The 16868-nt window shown below is 60.2% G+C and carries 14 protein-coding genes; 11 read left to right on the forward strand and 3 right to left on the reverse strand.

Annotated features, from left to right (window positions below; genetic code table 11):
• Window positions 1-270 precede the first annotated feature (270 nt).
• The 3 genes from dapD to map all read right to left on the reverse strand — a co-directional run bounded on the left by dapD (window position 271) and on the right by map (window position 4750).
• Complete coding sequence (gene dapD / locus VZC39_RS05090; protein ID WP_434666285.1) at window positions 271-1098, reverse strand: 2,3,4,5-tetrahydropyridine-2,6-dicarboxylate N-succinyltransferase; 828 nt, start codon at window positions 1096-1098, stop codon at window positions 271-273.
• Window positions 1099-1233: 135 nt separating this feature from the next.
• Window positions 1234-3909 (reverse strand): bifunctional uridylyltransferase/uridylyl-removing protein GlnD, encoded by a 2676-nt coding sequence (gene glnD / locus VZC39_RS05095; RefSeq protein ID WP_349921357.1) that lies wholly within the window; start codon window positions 3907-3909, stop codon window positions 1234-1236.
• 52 nt (window positions 3910-3961) lie between these two features.
• Window positions 3962-4750, reverse strand: coding sequence for a type I methionyl aminopeptidase (gene map / locus VZC39_RS05100; RefSeq protein ID WP_349921358.1), 789 nt, complete (start codon window positions 4748-4750; stop codon window positions 3962-3964).
• A 360-nt stretch (window positions 4751-5110) separates the two neighbouring features.
• Here map and rpsB point away from each other — a divergent pair, with 360 nt between their 5' ends.
• The 11 genes from rpsB (at window position 5111) to lpxD (ending at window position 16861) form a co-directional block, all read left to right on the forward strand.
• Window positions 5111-5839: a 30S ribosomal protein S2 gene (rpsB, locus tag VZC39_RS05105; protein ID WP_005303470.1), complete on the forward strand. Its 729-nt coding sequence runs from the start codon at window positions 5111-5113 to the stop codon at window positions 5837-5839.
• 104 nt (window positions 5840-5943) lie between these two features.
• Window positions 5944-6825 (forward strand): translation elongation factor Ts, encoded by an 882-nt coding sequence (gene tsf / locus VZC39_RS05110; protein ID WP_349921359.1) that lies wholly within the window; start codon window positions 5944-5946, stop codon window positions 6823-6825.
• A gap of 71 nt (window positions 6826-6896) precedes the next feature.
• Window positions 6897-7631 carry a UMP kinase gene (pyrH, locus tag VZC39_RS05115; protein ID WP_349921360.1) on the forward strand — a complete coding sequence of 245 codons (735 nt, stop codon included), beginning with the start codon at window positions 6897-6899 and terminating at the stop codon, window positions 7629-7631.
• Between the two features lie 186 nt (window positions 7632-7817).
• Complete coding sequence (gene frr / locus VZC39_RS05120; protein ID WP_349921361.1) at window positions 7818-8375, forward strand: ribosome recycling factor; 558 nt, start codon at window positions 7818-7820, stop codon at window positions 8373-8375.
• A 72-nt stretch (window positions 8376-8447) separates the two neighbouring features.
• Window positions 8448-9224, forward strand: coding sequence for a polyprenyl diphosphate synthase (gene uppS / locus VZC39_RS05125; RefSeq protein WP_434666294.1), 777 nt, complete (start codon window positions 8448-8450; stop codon window positions 9222-9224).
• Between the two features lie 26 nt (window positions 9225-9250).
• The gene (locus VZC39_RS05130; RefSeq protein WP_349921363.1) at window positions 9251-10108 is read left to right on the forward strand and encodes a phosphatidate cytidylyltransferase; all 858 of its coding nucleotides are present in this window, start codon (window positions 9251-9253) and stop codon (window positions 10106-10108) included.
• Entirely contained in the window at window positions 10108-11304 is a 1197-nt protein-coding gene (gene ispC, locus VZC39_RS05135) for a 1-deoxy-D-xylulose-5-phosphate reductoisomerase (protein ID WP_434666297.1), read from the forward strand. Before VZC39_RS05130 ends, ispC begins: the two co-directional genes overlap by 1 nt.
• Window positions 11305-11362: 58 nt before the next feature.
• Window positions 11363-12715 (forward strand): sigma E protease regulator RseP, encoded by a 1353-nt coding sequence (gene rseP, locus VZC39_RS05140; RefSeq protein ID WP_434666300.1) that lies wholly within the window; start codon window positions 11363-11365, stop codon window positions 12713-12715.
• 34 nt (window positions 12716-12749) lie between these two features.
• The gene (bamA, locus tag VZC39_RS05145; RefSeq protein ID WP_434666302.1) at window positions 12750-15173 is read left to right on the forward strand and encodes an outer membrane protein assembly factor BamA; all 2424 of its coding nucleotides are present in this window, start codon (window positions 12750-12752) and stop codon (window positions 15171-15173) included.
• Window positions 15174-15325: 152 nt separating this feature from the next.
• Window positions 15326-15838, forward strand: a complete 513-nt coding sequence (locus tag VZC39_RS05150) for an OmpH family outer membrane protein (protein WP_349921367.1) — start codon at window positions 15326-15328, stop codon at window positions 15836-15838.
• A 3-nt stretch (window positions 15839-15841) separates the two neighbouring features.
• Window positions 15842-16861: a UDP-3-O-(3-hydroxymyristoyl)glucosamine N-acyltransferase gene (lpxD, locus tag VZC39_RS05155; protein WP_434666305.1), complete on the forward strand. Its 1020-nt coding sequence runs from the start codon at window positions 15842-15844 to the stop codon at window positions 16859-16861.
• Window positions 16862-16868: the final 7 nt, after the last annotated feature.

Genomic DNA, 16868 nt, shown 5'->3' on the forward strand with positions numbered 1-16868 from the left:
TTCCTCGATTTGAAACGTTCCTGACCCATCTATCTTAACCGAGTCGCCATGGCTTGCCTGTGACAGGGGCGCCAAAACAAAAAAGGCGCCATTAGGCGCCTTTTTATCCAGCCAAGGCTGGTTACTCGCCGATAGCGCGCAGCAGGGCGCTGATGTCGAGGCATTGGGCCGTGGGTCTTGGTTTCATAACGTATCCGGATTGGGATGGCGGAATCGGAATAAAAAAAGGCGCCATTAGGCGCCCTTTTTGTTTCAGCGTTCAACCACGGATTATTCGTCGATGGAGCGCAGCAGGGCGTTGATGCCGACCTTGGCGCGGGTCTTGGCATCCACCTTCTTGACGATGACGGCAGCGTACAGGCTGTACTTGCCGCACTTGGAGGGCAGGGAGCCGGAGACCACCACGGAACCCGCCGGCACGCGGCCGTAGTGGATCTCGCCGGTCTCGCGGTCATAGATGCGGGTGGACTGGCCGATGAAGACGCCCATGGAGATGACGGAGCCTTCCTCGACGATCACGCCTTCCACGACTTCGGAGCGGGCACCGATGAAGCAGTTGTCCTCGATGATGGTCGGGTTGGCCTGCAGCGGCTCCAGTACGCCGCCGATGCCGACGCCGCCGGAGAGGTGGACGTTCTTGCCGATCTGGGCGCAGGAGCCGACGGTGGCCCAGGTATCGACCATGGTGCCTTCATCGACGAAGGCGCCGATGTTGACGTAGGAGGGCATCAGCACGGTGTTGGGGGCGATGAAGGAGCCTTTGCGGGCGGTCGCCGGCGGCACCACGCGCACCCCGGCCGCCTTGAACTGCTCGGCGCTGTAGTCGGAGAACTTGAGGGGAACCTTGTCGTAGTACTGGGCGTCGTCACCCTTGATGATGCCGTTGTCATTGATGCGGAAGTAGAGCAGTACCGCCTTCTTCAGCCACTGGTGAACCACCCACTCGCCGGCGATCTTCTCGGCGACCCGGGCCTTGCCGGTGTCCAGCAGCTCGATGGCCTCCAGAATGGCGCTCTTGGTGGCGGCATCGACGGAGCCGGGAGTGATGGTGTCACGGCGCTCGAAGGCCGCTTCTATGGTCTGTTGCAACTCGGTCATGACAGGTTTCCTTTAAAAAATTCCGTTTGTTGTATCACATTTTTCCAATTGTTTTTAAGGGCCCCGGCCGATTTCTTCGAGAGAGCGGCGATTTATTGTGCGTTGTTCGTTCAAGGGCTTGTTCTGACTGATAAATCAGAACGAAATATGGCGCCTGCCGAGACCCTCCTCGGTGCCGTCATCTCCGTTCTCCGAGGGGTTGAGCTGATTGACCAGCCGCTCCTCCAGGGCTTGCTGCTCGGACGGGGTCAGGGGCTCCCCGGCGAGGGTGGTGAGGCTGAAGAAATCCTCTACCCGCTCGCCGATGGTAGTGATCTTGGCCGCATGCAAGGAGAGGCCGCACTGCTGGAACACGGCGCCGATGCGGGCCAGGAGACCAGGGGTATCCAGCGCCGTCAGCTCCAGCAATGTGTGGCGGTTTTCCCCTTTGTGGGGCAGGAACACCACCCGGGTCGGCACGCTGAACTGGCGGTGGCGCCGGGACAGGGGCTTGCTGCGCAGCACCAGCTTGCCCGGCTCCTGCAGCGCCTTCTCCAGCGCCTTCTTGATGGTGGCGGTGCGGTTCGGGCTGATGGGGTCGCCGGTGGGCTCCAGGACGATGAAGGTATCGAGCACATAGTCGGTGCGCGAATTCATGATCTGGGCGTCGTGGATGTTGAGGTTCTTCTGATCCAGCGCCGAGGCCACGGTGGCGAACAGGTTCGGGGTGTCGCGGCAATAGATGAACACCTCGCTGCCACCCCGGGTGCTGTGCTTGCCGATGGTGACCAGGGGGGCAGGGTTGTCGCCATGCTCGATGATCTTGCGGCAGTGCCAGGCGATCTGCTCCGGGCTGTGGCGCAGGAAGTAGTCGGCCTTGAAGTCGCTCCAGAGGGTGTTGACGGCTTCTTCTGATACCTCCCGCTGGGCCAGGATCTGTTTGGCCTGACGCTGGTTTTCGCGGATCTTGAGGCGCATGTCCGGCGGATTCTCCAGCCCCTGGCGCAGCGCCTTCTGGGTGGCGAAGTAGAGCTCCCGCAGCAGGGTGCCCTTCCAGTCGTTCCAGAGGGTGTCGTTGGTGGCGCAGATGTCCGCCACGGTGAGGCAGTAGAGCAGGTCGAGGTGCAATTCGTCCCGCACCTTCTGGGCAAAATCGGTCACGACCTCGGGGTCATAGATGTCCCGACGCTGGGCGGTGACCGACATCAGCAGGTGATGGCGTACCAGCCAAGCCACCAGGCGGCTCTCGTAGCGATCCAGCCCGTGCAGTTGGCAGAACTCCAGGGCATCCACGGCTCCGAGCTCGGAGTGATCCCCGCGCCGGCCCTTGGCGATGTCGTGGAACAGGGCGGCGATGCTGAGCAGCTCCGGCTTGCGCAACTGGGTGAATACCTCGTGGCAGAGCGGGTGAGTCTGGCGGCTGGCCGGATTGGCGAAGCGGTGAATGTTCTGGAGCAGCCGATGGGTGTGCTCGTCCACCGTGTAGGCGTGGAACATGTCGAACTGCATCTGGCCGACGATGAGGTTCCACTGGGGCAGATAGGCCGCCAGGATCCCGTACTTGTGCATGAGCGTGAGCGGTCGGCCGATGCCGTTGGGGTGGCGCAGCAGCGCCATGAACAGGCGCCTGCATTCGGGCAGGTCCTGCAGCCAGCAACTTAGGGTGCGTCTGGCTTCGCGCAGCTGGCGCAGGGTGGCGGAGTGGATGCCGGCGATGTCGGGGTGCTGGGCTATCTGGTAGAAGAGCCGCAATATGGCGGCGGGATCCCGGCCAAACAGTTCGGAGTCCACCGCGTCGATGAGGCGGCCACGCAGCTGGAACTCGTCGCTGATGCGGCGCACGTCCATGGCGGTATTGCCGAGAATGGCCTCGTCAAACAGCTGCAGCAGCATCTCGTTGAGTTCTGCCACCCGGCGCACCGTCTGGTAGAAGCGCTTCATCATCTGCTCGACCGGGCCGTTGCCCTCGCCCTCGAAGCCCAGCATCTGGGCCACGGTGCGCTGCCTGTCGAACAGCAGACGGTTATCCCCTTTATTGATGGCCATGTGCAGGGCGAAGCGCACCTTCCAGAGGAAATTCTGGCAGTCGAGCAGCTCGCGGTACTCGGCGCGGTTGAGGAAACCGTGGCTGGTCATCTCGAACAAGGTGGTGGCCCCGAAGTGGCGGCGGGCGACCCAGGCCAGGGTCTGGATGTCGCGAAGGCCACCCGGATTGCTCTTGAGATCCGGCTCGAGCTTGTAGGCGGTGCCGAGGAACTGCCGGTGGCGCAGGGTCTGCTCCTCGCGCTTGGCGCGAAAGAACTCCTCGCTCGGCCAGAAATGCTGGGGCTGGGTGGCGGCCTGCAATTGCTCGAAGCCAGCCAGACGACCCGTGATGTAGCGGGCCTCGATGAGGTTGGTGGCGACCGTGATGTCGGCCCGGCCCTGTTCGATGCACTCGCTCACGTTGCGCACCGACTGCCCCACCTCCAGCTTGAGATCCCACAGCAAGGTGATGAACTCGCCGATGCGCAGCCCCAGCACCTCGTCGAGCTCATCCCCTTCATAGAGGATCAGGAGATCGATATCGGAGTGGGGGTGCAGCTCACCCCGGCCATAACCGCCCACCGCAATCAGGGTGAGGGGGGTCTTGTCGAAGCCGAACTTGCACCACAAGCGGGTCAGCAGTGCATCCATGTATTCGGAGCGGGTCGCCACCAGTTCGATGATGTTGTCGCCGGCATCGAAACGCGCGTGCAACCAGGTGAGAAAGCGGCTGAGGTACTCCTTGCAGTTCTCGCGGCTGAGCTGATCGTCGGGCAACAGGTGGGGGGAAAGCAGGCTGGCGTCCATGGCATCTCGTCGTCTTGAAAACACAAACCCCGGCATGGGCCGGGGTTTGATGTTAACCGTGTTTGATGAAGCGGTCGATAGTGTCATCGGGGCGCAGTGTCATCACCTCGCAACCGTCCTCGGTCACCAGCAGGGTGTGCTCCCACTGGGCGGAGTCGCCGCCATCCTTGGTGGTCACCGTCCAGCCATCTTTCGGGTTGATGCGGCAGTGATACTTCTTGCTGTTGACCATGGGTTCGATGGTGAAGCACATGCCGGGCTTGAGCTCCTGCTTGCCGCCGTTGCGGTAGTGCAGGATCTGCGGCTCTTCGTGGAACTCGGCACCGATGCCGTGGCCACAGTAGTCACGGACCACGGAGAAACCGGCCTGCTCGACGATGGGCTGGATCACGGCGCCAATTTCGGTGATGCACATGCCGGGACGGACCCGCTTGATGGCGGCGTAGAGGCTCTCCTGAGCCACCTTGCACAGTTGACGACGCAGGGGGGTGGTCTGGCCGACGATGAACATGGCGGAGGTGTCGCCGTGGTAGCCATCCTTGATGACGGTGATGTCGATGTTGAGGATGTCCCCTTCCCGCAGCTTCTTGTGGTTGGGGATGCCGTGACAGATGACATCGTTCACCGAGGTGCAGATGGACTTGGGGAAGCCGTGGTAGTTCAGCGGCGCCGGGACGGCCTGTTGCACATTGACGATGAAGTCGTGGCACAGAGTATTGAGCTCATCCGTGGTCACGCCGGCCTTTACATGGGGGGCGATCATGACCAGCACATCGGCTGCCAGCTGGCAGGCAACGCGCATTTTTTCTATCTCTTCGGGAGTCTTGATGGTGATGGACATGGATTCTCTCTTGCGACCCTGGCCTCTCATCGCGGGATGACCCAGCCAGGTAATGAAAAATAGATGCGTTTGCAATCAGGACAAAATTTTATCCCCAACCCCCGTTCACTTCCAGTGTGATCGTCATCCCAACGTCAGCCAGCGGTCGCACCCCGGTTCAGACGGGGGGATTTTTAGGCAGGCGGCCGGTGGTATCCCATGCAAACTTATGGTATAAAGCGCGCCGGAATGGGGAACTTGTTCCTCGCTCCATCACCCTTACTTAAACAACACACACACATCGACACCTGTACCGGGGTGCCCCTTTGGGGTCGGTTACATGGGATGTGTGGAGGCCTAACCCCAATACAGAGGTATAAAATGGCTAAAGTTTCTATGCGCGACATGCTGCAAGCCGGTGTTCACTTCGGTCACCAGACTCGTTACTGGAACCCGAAAATGAAGTCCTACATCTTCGGCGCCCGCAGCAAAGTTCACATCATCAACTTGGAAAAAACCGTTCCGATGTTTGACGATGCCATGAACTTCATCAGCTCCGTAGCTGCCAAGAAGGGCAAGGTACTGTTCGTAGGTACCAAGCGTGCCGCGTCTGAAGCCGTTAAAGAAGCCGCTGAGCGTTGCGACCAGTTCTATGTGAACCACCGCTGGCTGGGTGGCATGCTGACCAACTGGAAAACCGTTCGTCAGTCCATCAAGCGTCTGAAGGATCTGGAAACCCAGAGCCAAGACGGTACCTTCGACAAGCTGACCAAGAAAGAGGCGCTGATGCGTACTCGCGAAATGGAAAAGCTGGAGAAGAGCCTGGGTGGTATCAAGAACATGGGCGGCCTGCCTGACGTTCTGTTCGTTGTCGATGCCGACCACGAGCACATCGCTATCAAAGAAGCCAACAACCTGGGTATCCCGGTAGTTTCCATCGTTGATACCAACTCCAACCCGGACGGCGTTGATTACGTCATCCCGGGTAACGACGATGCTATCCGTGCCGTACAGCTGTACCTGAATGCTGCCGCTGACACCGTACTGGAAGCTCGCGCTCAGGACATCGTTGTTCAAGCCGAACAAGATGGCTTCGTTGAAGCTGAGTAATTAGTAAGGACTGAAAAGCCCTTATTAACCAAGCTGATGTAATTGGTTAGCAGGGGCCCTTGTGGCCCCTGTTTCTTGTCAAATCAAGACCGAGGATACTGGACATGGCTAACGTTACTGCCGCCCTGGTAAAAGAACTGCGCGAGCGCACCGCCGCTGGCATGATGGATTGCAAAAAAGCACTGGAAGAAGCTGCTGGTGATATCGAGCTGGCCATCGAGAACATGCGTAAATCCGGTCAGGCCAAGGCCGCCAAGAAAGCGGGCCGTATCGCCGCTGAAGGCGTGATCTTCGCCCGTACCGAAGGCAACGTTGCCGCCATGATCGAGCTGAACAGCGAAACCGACTTCGTCGCCAAAGATGCCAGCTTCATGGCCATGGGCCAGAAGATCGCCGACATCGCCGCGACCCAGAAAATTGCTGACGTTGACGCCCTGAAGGCGGCCGACTTCGGTAACGGTGAGTCTGTTGAGCTGACCATCACCAACCTGATCGCCAAGATCGGTGAGAACATGAACCTGCGTCGCGTGATGCTGGTTGAAGGTGACAACCTGGGTACCTACGTACACGGTTCCCGCATCGGTGTTATCACCAAGCTGGCCGGTGGTACTGCCGAGCTGGCCAAAGATCTGGCCATGCACGTTGCTGCCAACAGCCCGCAATTCGTCAAGCCGGAAGACGTGTCTGCCGAAGTCGTTGCCAAAGAGCGCGAAATCCAGATCGACATCGCCATCAACTCCGGCAAGCCGAAAGACATCGCCGAGAAGATGGTTGAAGGCCGCATGAAGAAGTTCACCGGTGAGGTTTCCCTGACTGGTCAACCCTTCGTGAAGGATCCGTCCATCACTGTTGCCGATCTGCTGAAGAAAGAAGGCGCTGACGTTGTCTCCTTCACCCGTTTCGAAGTGGGCGAAGGCATCGAGAAGCAAGAGACCGATTTCGCTGCTGAAGTAGCAGCCCAGATCGCGGCCGCTCAGAAGGCCTAATCGAACCGGTTTTTCCGTTTCCCCAGACCGCGACTTATGTCGCGGTCTTTATATGACCAGGAATCAGTGACATGAGTACCAATCCCAAGCCTGCATACAGACGTGTTCTTCTGAAGTTGAGTGGTGAAGCCCTGCAAGGATCCGAGGGTTTTGGCATTGATCCGGCGGTGCTGGAACGGATGGCCCAAGAGATCAAAGAGCTGGTTGAGCTGGGTGTTCAGGTTGGTCTGGTCATCGGTGGCGGCAACCTGTTCCGTGGCGCCGGTCTTGCCAAGGCGGGCATGAACCGCGTGGTGGGTGACCACATGGGCATGCTGGCGACCGTCATGAACGGCCTGGCCATGCGTGATGCCCTGCATCGTGCTTATGTGAATGCCCGCCTGATGTCGGCCATCTCCCTGCAGGGGGTCTGTGACTCCTACAGTTGGGCCGAAGCCATCAGCCAGCTGCGCGCCGGCAAGGTGGTCATCTTCTCCGCCGGTACCGGCAACCCCTTCTTCACCACCGACTCCGCAGCCTGCCTGCGCGGCATCGAGATCGAAGCCGACGTGGTGCTGAAAGCGACCAAGGTCGATGGCGTGTTCACCGACGATCCGGTCAAGAATCCGGATGCCGTGCTGTATCACGAACTGAGTTATGATGAAGTTCTTGAAAAAGAACTCAAGGTAATGGATCTTGCAGCCTTTACCCTGGCCCGTGATCACGATCTGCCGATCCGGGTGTTCAACATGAACAAGCCGGGTGCCCTGCGCCGTGTCATCATGGGTGAGCCGGAAGGCACCCTGATCCATCAGGCCAGCAAGTAAGATAGCGTCAGTCATCGGACTTTCTTATCCATGGCTGGCCAATCGGGTAGAGTGGGCAACCCTGTGCACTTGCTCATGACACCAGCTAATAAGATAACCTGGGTCATTAGGCGTGCTTATCCATTACGCCAGTCAATAAGATAGACACGAGCCGCGTACCGGCTCGTTCGCCAAAAGGAAAACACTGTGATCAACGAGATTAAAAACGACGCCAAGGACCGCATGGCCAAGAGCGTAGAATCGCTCAAAACCCAGATGTCCAAGATCCGTACCGGCCGTGCTCATCCGAGCCTGCTCGACGGCATCCAGGTGGAGTATTACGGTGCCGCCACTCCTCTGAAACAGTTGGCCAACGTCGTGGCGGAAGATGCCCGTACGCTCTCCATCTCCATCTTCGATCGCTCCATGATCCAGGCGGTGGAGAAAGCCATCCTGACCTCCGATCTGGGCCTGAACCCCTCCAGCAACGGCCAGACCCTGCGCGTGCCCCTGCCGCCGCTGACCGAAGAGCGTCGTCGCGATCTGACCAAGATCGTCCGCGCCGAAGCGGAAGGTGCCCGGGTTGCGGTGCGCAACATCCGTCGTGATGCCAACGCCGACTTCAAGTCCCTGCTCAAAGACAAAGAGATCTCCGAAGACGACGACCGTCGTGGCCAGGAAGAGATCCAGAAGCTCACCGATTCCTTCATCAAGCTGGTAGACGAAGCGCTGGCTGCGAAGGAAAAGGAGCTAATGGAAATCTAAGCCTCCGACAGGTATATTACGAGCGCCGTGTAGTGCCCCTGCACGGCGCTTTTGTCTTTGTGGGAGAAATGAATGTCGCTTTTGGCAGCGCTGGGCGATAGCGCCAGCTCGTCTTTGCCTCGTCACGTTGCCATCATCATGGATGGAAACGGTCGTTGGGCTCAAAACCGCGGCAAGATGCGGGTCTCGGGCCACAAGGCGGGTGTGAAGTCCGTCCGTGAAGCAGTGACCTTCGCCGCCCGCGCCCAGATGGAGGCGCTGACGCTGTTTGCGTTTTCAAGCGAGAACTGGCGCCGTCCCGAAGGGGAGGTGAACGCTCTGATGGAGCTGTTCATGACGGTGCTGGGGCGCGAGGTGACCAAGTTGCACAGCAACGGCATCCGTCTCAAGGTGATCGGCGATACCGCCCGTTTCAGCGAACGGTTGCAGGCCAAGATTGCCAAGGCGGAGGCATTGACTGCCGCCAATCAGGGGCTGACCCTCAACATTGCCGCCAACTATGGTGGTCAGTGGGACATCGCCCAGGCCGCTCGCAAGCTGGCCCGCGCCGTGGCAGCCGGTGAGCTGGATGCGGAGGCGATCGACGAGGGGATGCTGGCAGACCAGGTCTGCATGGCCGATCTGCCGCCGGTGGACCTGCTCATTCGCACCGGTGGCGACCATCGCATCAGCAACTTTGTGCTGTGGCAGCTGGCCTATGCCGAGCTCTATTTTACTCCGGTATTGTGGCCCGATTTCAACGAGGCCGAGTTCAGTGAGGCGGTAGCCTCCTTCGTGGCCCGCGAGCGTCGCTTCGGGTGCACGGGTGAACAGATACGGGCATTGATCGCCGAGCACCAGACCGGCTAAATCCCGCTCCCAAGAGAGAGGTTCTTTTGCTAAAACAACGAATTATTACCGCATTACTGCTAGTACCCCTGGTGTTGGGGGCACTGTTTTTTCTGCCATTGAAATTCTTCGCCCTGCTGGCCGCCCTGGTCTTCGTGCTGGCCAGCCGTGAATGGAGCGCCTTCGTCTCTGCCCAGCCGCAGCAATGGTTGCCGCTGGTGTTCTGTCTGTTGCTCGGTGCCAGCCTGTATTGGGTGCCGGTGGAGCAACTCTGGATCCCGCAGCTGCATCCCCTGCTGATGGGGGTACTCTGGACCGCGGTCAGCTGGTGGCTGCTGGGGCTGCTGCTGGTATTGCGCTACCCCCAGAGCGCCAAGCTGTGGCAAAAGTCCATCTGGCTCAAGTCCCTGTTCGGCCTGGTCACCCTGGTGCCCTTCTTCTGGTCCCTGGTGGCCATCCGTGGCTACAACTTCTATCACGACCCCATGATGGGGGCCTGGATCCTGCTGTTCGTCATGGGGCTGGTCTGGGCGGCAGATTCTGGCGCGTATTTTTTCGGCAAGGCATTCGGCAAACACAAGCTGGCGCCGGCGGTGAGCCCGGGTAAAACCATCGAGGGCATGCTGGGCGGCCTGTTTACCGCGAGCCTGCTGGCGGTCGGTGTCACCTGGTTCATGGGCTTCGTGCCCGCCAAGATGGGGGTGGTGTTGCTTTGCTCCCTGCTGGCGGTGCTGGCCTCCGTGCTCGGCGATCTCACCGAGAGCATGTTCAAGCGCGAAGCGGGCATCAAGGACTCCGGCACCCTGCTGCCGGGCCATGGCGGCATCCTCGATCGTATCGACAGCCTGACGGCGGCGCTGCCGGTCTTCTTGCTCAGCTATCTGCTTCTCAGTCAGGAGTTCTAATGTCCAACCTGGTGATCCTGGGAGCCTCGGGCTCCATCGGTCAGAGCACCCTCAAGGTACTGCGACAGAACCCGGGGCGCTGGCAGGTGCTGGCGCTGACGGCGGCCCGCAGCGTGGATGCCATGCTGCGAGACTGTCTCGAATTCTCCCCCCGTTTTGCCGTTATGGTCGATGCGGGCGCGGCCCGCGAGCTGGCGGAGCGCCTCAAGACCCATGGCAGTGCCACCCGGGTGCTGTCCGGCCAGGCCGCCCTGTGCGACGTGGCCGCCCACCCCGACGCCCACAGCGTCATGGCGGCCATCGTCGGCGCCGCCGGACTGGCGCCTACCATGGCCGCCGTGCGGGCGGGCAAGCGCATCCTGCTGGCCAACAAGGAGGCGCTGGTGATGTCCGGGGCCTTCTTCATGGAGGCGGTGCGCGATGGCGGCGCCACCCTGCTGCCCATCGACAGCGAACACAATGCCATCTTCCAGTGCCTGCCAGAGGATATCCAGCGCCAGCCCGGTTTCTGCGATCTGGCGGGGGCCGGCATCAGCAAGATACTGCTGACCGGTTCCGGCGGCCCCTTCCGTTATACCGACATCGCCGAGCTGGATCGGGTCACCCCGGCCCAGGCGGTCGCTCACCCGAACTGGTCCATGGGGGCCAAGATCTCGGTGGATTCCGCCACCATGATCAACAAGGGGCTCGAATACATAGAGGCGCGCTGGCTGTTCAATGCCGCCCCCGAGCAGATCCAGGTGGTGATCCACCCCCAGTCGGTCATCCACTCCATGGTGCAGTACAAGGATGGTTCCGTGCTGGCCCAGCTCGGCAATCCCGACATGTGCACCCCCATCGCCCACGCCCTGGCATACCCGGCCAGGATTGAGTCCGGCGTTGAACCTTTGGATTTCTTCAGTGTCGGAGAATTCAGCTTTATTCGTCCGGACTATGAACGCTATCCCTGCCTGGCACTGGCCATGACCGCCTGTGCGCAGGGACAGGCGGCGACGACTTCCCTCAATGCCGCCAATGAGGAGAGCGTCGCGGCTTTTCTTGCAGAGCGGATCGGATTTATGGATATTGCCAGAGTCAACGAGTCCATCATGGGAGCCCTGGGCAACAGCCCCGCCACCTCCCTGGACGATCTGATTGCGCTGGACACTGTGGCCCGTGCCCGTGCCCAGCAACTGATTAAGGAGCTTGCTCGATGATTGGAATGCAACTGTCGTTCCCATCCCGCCGCGCCCATGACGCCGGGGTGGCGCACTGATGGGCGGGGTTCTCTGGAATATCGGGGCCTTCATCGTCGCCCTCGGACTGCTGGTTGCGGTCCATGAATTCGGCCACTTCTGGGTGGCCCGCCGCTGCGGCGTCAAGGTGGAGCGCTTCTCCATCGGGTTTGGCAAGGCTATCTGGCGCCGTATCGGCAAGGATGGCACCGAATACGTGCTGGCCCTGATCCCCCTCGGTGGCTATGTGAAGATGCTGGATGGTCGGGTCGATGAACTCAAGCCCGGTGAAGAGCAACAGGCTTTCAACCACAAGAGCGTCTGGGCGCGGATGGCCATCGTCGCGGCCGGCCCCATGGCCAACTTCGTGTTTGCCCTGTTCGCCTTCTGGCTGATGTTCATGATTGGCGTCCCAAGCGTCAAGCCGATGGTTGGCGAGGTTCGCCCCGGCTCCATCGTGGCCGAGGCGGGTGTCCTGCCCGGCATGGAAATTGTCGGCGTGGGGGATGAGACCACGGGGGATTGGGAGGCGGTGACCTACGCCCTCATCAGTCACCTGGGTGATAGCTCCGTGCAGCTCAAGCTGAAAGCGGCAGATACCAGCTATGCCACCGACAAGACGCTGATGCTGGAGAGCTGGACCTTCGATCCGGACAAAGAGTCCCCCATCGGCAGCCTCGGCATCGTGCCCCTTGGCGGCAAGGTGCTGCCCGTGGTCGATGCCATCGTCCCCAACAGCGCCAGCGAGAAGGCGGGTCTGCAGGTCGGGGATCGCATCAAGCGGGTAGGGGATGAGGCGATCACCGAGTGGACCCAGTTCGTCCAGCGGGTGCAGCACTCTCCGGAGCAGGCATTGCAGGTGACGGTGGAGCGGGAAGGCAGCGAGCTGACCCTGGCCCTGACCCCGGATGCGAAGAAAGTGAGGGGGGAACTGGTCGGTTTCGTCGGCCTGTCGCCGCAACTGGTTCCATTACCGGATGAGTATCGAGTTCTGTTACAGTATGGGCCTTTGCAAGCCCTGTGGCATGGCCTCCAGAAGACCTGGAGCCTGATCACGCTGACCTTTGACATGATTGGCAAGCTGATTGGTGGCATCGTCTCGCTGGACAACCTGAGCGGCCCCATCTCCATTGCCAAGGGCGCCGGCAGCAGCGCCGATTACGGACTGGTCTATTTCCTCGGTTTCCTGGCGCTCATCAGCGTCAATCTGGGGATCATCAATCTGTTCCCCCTGCCGGTGCTGGATGGTGGCCACTTGGTCTACTTCCTCATCGAGGCAGTCACCGGCAAGCCAGTACCGGAAAAAATTCAGGAAGTTGGGTTCAGGATAGGCGCCGCCATTCTGATGTTACTGATGGGCATTGCGCTGTTTAATGATTTCGCTCGCCTCTGAGGCTAGAGCATCAACAAGGACACATAAGAACAAAATGGCTGTTAAAAAAGCATTGGTGTTGAGTTGCCTGCTGGGAGCCAGCTTCCTGGCTCAGGCGGCCCCTGCCTCTTTTGTGGTGCAAGACATTCAGGTCGAGGGTCTGCAGCGGGTGACCCTGGGCGCCGCCCTGTTGAATCTGCCGGTGCGGGTCGGTGACTCCGTCGACTCCGTCTCTCTGGCCAACGCCATCAAGCGGCTCTATGCCTCGGGCAACTTCGAGGACGTCAAGGTCTACCGGGACGGCCAGGTGCTGCAAGTGGTGGTGAAGGAACGCCCGACCATCTCCAGCATCGAGTTCTCCGGCAACAAGGACATCAAGGAAGAGCAGCTGACCCAGAGCCTGGAGTCCTCCGGCATCCGGGTCGGTGATCCCCTGGATCGTACCGTGCTGAGCTCCCTCGAGAAGGGCCTCGAAGATTTCTACTATGGCGTGGGCAAGTACTCCGCCAAGGTCAAGGCCATCGTCACCCCGCTGCCCCGCAACCGGGTCGATCTGAAGTTCACCTTCGTGGAAGGGGAAGCGGCCAAGATCCAGCAGATCAACATCGTCGGCAACCAGGTGTTCCCGGAAGAGAAGCTGCTGGCCCAGCTCTCCCTCAAGGATGATGTGCCCTGGTGGAACTTCACCGGCGACCAGCGCTACCAGAAGCAGAAGCTGGCGGGCGACATCGAAGTGCTGCGCTCGTACTACATGGACCGCGGCTACATCCGCTTCAGCCAGGAGTCCACCCAGGTCTCCATGACCCCGGACAAGAAGGGGGTCTACGTCACCCTGAACATCAAGGAAGGGGACCAGTACAAGGTCTCCGGCGTACAGATAAAGGGCGATCTCATCGATCGCGGTGGCGAGATGCAGGGGCTGATCCCCATCGAAGCCGGCAGCGTCTATTCCGCGAGCCAGGTGACCCACACCGAAGAGGTGCTCTCCAAGTTCCTCGGCCGCTACGGCTACGCCTATCCCAAGGTGACCACCTTCCCCCAGGTCAATGACGCCACCAAAGAGGTCGAGCTCATCGTCAACGTGGAGCCGGGCCCCCGTGTCTACGTGCGCAACATCAACTTCACCGGCAACGTCACCACCAAGGACGAAGTGCTGCGTCGCGAGATGCGTCAGATGGAAGGCACCTGGCTCTCCTCCGACAACGTCGAGCAGTCCAAGACCCGTCTCAACCGTCTGGGCTTCTTCGAGAGTGCCGAAGTGGACACCAAGCGGGTGGCGGGCAGCGATGACCAGGTCGATCTCGACTTCAAGGTCAAGGAGCAGCCGGCCGGTTCCATCAACGCTGGTATCGGCTACGGCACCGAATCGGGCCTGAGCCTGCAGGCGGGTCTGCAGCAGGACAACTTCATGGGTACCGGCAAGAAGATCGGTATCAACGCCAGCACCAACGACTACTCGAAGAACATCGATCTCAGCTATAACGATCCCTACTTCACCGTCGACGGGGTCAGCCTGGGCGGTCGCCTCTACTACAACAAGTTCAGCGCGGCCGACGCCAACATCGTGGACTACGAGAACACCACCATCGGCTTCCGCCTCTCCAGTGGTTTCCCGGTCAACGAGAACAACCGTCTCGACTTCAGCCTCGGCTACGAGAACAACAAGCTGTCCCAGCCCAACCCCTATGTCCAGGTGGATGAGTTCTGGAAGGTGTACCAGTCCAACCTGGATGGCGAGAACCGCATGGTGTTCAACACCGTCGACGTCACCGCCGGCTGGACCCGTTCCACTCTCAACAAGGGCCAGTTCCCGACCGCGGGGGATCGTCAGCGGGTCAATGCCAAGGTGACCGTGCCGGGCATGGACTTGCAGTACTTCAAGCTCAATGCCGAAGACGCACATTATTTCCCGTTTGATGCGGATCACCAGTGGGTCATGCTGGCCAAGGCCCGTGCCTCCTATGGCAACGGCTATGGCAGCAACGGCGACTACGATCATGTGCTGCCGTTCTTCGAGAACTACTATGCCGGTGGCTTCGATACCCTGCGCGGTTTCAAGAGCAACACCGTGGGTCCGAAGGCACTCTACTACTACAACCTGGGCGGTAACGACGTGATCCAGGGCACCGACAGCTCGGTCGGGGGCAACGCCCTGGCGGTCGCCTCCCTGGAGATGATAGTGCCGACGCCGTTCGCGTCCGAGAGCTATCAGCCCCAGCTGCGGACCAGCTTCTTCATCGATGCCGGTACCGTGTGGGACACCACGTTCGACTACAGCGATTACCAGAACCGTTGCTTCAGTGGCTGTAACTATCTGATGGACTATTCTGACCCCAGCAATATCCGGATGTCCGCCGGCCTCTCCCTGCAGTGGCTCTCCCCCATGGGCCCCCTGGTGTTCGTGCTGGCACAACCGCTCAAGAAATACGAAGGGGACGATACCGAAGTCTTCTCCTTCAACATCGGCCGCACCTTCTGACGAGTTGCGCGGATGTTCCCCCCACCCAGGTGGGGGGTATTCAATGATGGGGCGCGCAACGGGCGAGCCTCACCAGGCAACAGGCGGTCTTGAGACTGCTTGCACAATCGAGTAAATCAGGTAGCCCTCAACCGAGGGACCAAGGAGTAAGTGTGAAGAAAGCGTTGAAAGTAGCTGGTTTGAGTCTTGCACTGATGGCTGCCGGTATGGGCTCCGCCTGGGCTGATACCAAGATCGCCGTGGTCGACATGAGCGAAGTCTTCCAGAAGTTGCCCCAGCGTGACGCCGTGGCCAAGAAGCTCAAGAGCGAATTCGAGCCGCGCATGCGCGAGCTGCAGAAGCTGGAGTCCGACGGCCAGAAGCTGGTCGAGAAGTTCAAGAAGGATGAAGCCTTCATGAGCAACGACCAGAAGAAGCAGAACCAGGAGAAACTGGCCAAGCTGCAGATGGAATTCAACCAGAAGCGTCAGGCCTTCGAGCAGGACAATGGTCGTCGTCAGGCCGAAGAGCGTGGCAAGATCCTGACCAAGGTGCAGGCTGCCATCGATTCCATCGCCAAGAGCAATGGTTATGATCTGGTGCTGGAGCGCAATGCCGCCCCGTATGCCGCCAGCAAGATGGACATCTCTGCCCAGGTTATTTCTCAGGTAAGCAAGAGCAACTAATTGATGGCATTCACTCTCGCACAGCTGGCCCAGCAACTGGGGGCCCAGGTTCATGGGGATGGAACCCAGGAAATCCGCAAGGTCGCGACACTGGAAAAGGCCGGGGAGGGTGATATCACCTTCCTGTCCAACAATAAGTACCGCCACTATCTGGAGCAGAGCAAGGCCACGGCCGTGCTCATCACCGAGGCGGACTTGCCCTTCTGTCCCACCAATGCCCTGGTGCTCAAAGACCCCTATGTGGGCTTTGCCCGGGTAGCCCAACTGCTGGACACCACCCCGCAGCCGGCCACGGATATCCATCCGAGCGCCGTCATCGCGGCAAACGTGCAACTGGGCGAGAGAGTGGCCATCGGCGCCAATGCCGTCATCGAATCCGGCGTCGTGCTGGGGGATGACGTGCGCATCGGCCCGGGTTGTTTCGTTGGCCAGAATACCCGACTGGGAGCGCGCTCCCGGTTGTGGGCCAACGTCACCCTCTATCACAACGTGACCCTGGGCACGGACTGTCTGGTGCAAGCCGGCACCGTGATCGGGGCCGACGGTTTCGGTTATGCCAACGAGCGTGGCGAGTGGATCAAGATCCCCCAGCTCGGCGGCGTGACCATCGGCAATCGGGTCGAAATCGGGGCCTGTACCACCATTGACCGAGGTGCGCTGGAAGATACCCGCATCGCGGACAACGTTATCATCGACAACCAGTGCCAGATAGCTCACAACGTCGAGATTGGCTACGGCACCGCCGTGGCGGGCTCCACCGTGATGGCCGGTAGTCTCAAGGTCGGCAAATACTGTATCATTGGCGGCGCTTCCGTCTTCAACGGGCACATGGAGATCTGCGACCAGGCCACCGTCACCGGTATGGCCATGGTGATGCGACCCATTACCGAGCCCGGTGTCTACTCCTCCGGCATCCCCCTGCAGACCAATAAAGAGTGGCGCAAGACCGCCGCCCGGGTGATGCGTATCGAAGAGATGCACAAGCGGTTGAGCCGACTTGAGAAAAAGCTGGATCAAGAATAATCACGAT

Source organism: Aeromonas sp. NJAU223, from assembly GCF_051125555.1.
GTDB classification, from domain to species: Bacteria; Pseudomonadota; Gammaproteobacteria; order Enterobacterales; family Aeromonadaceae; genus Aeromonas; species Aeromonas veronii_G.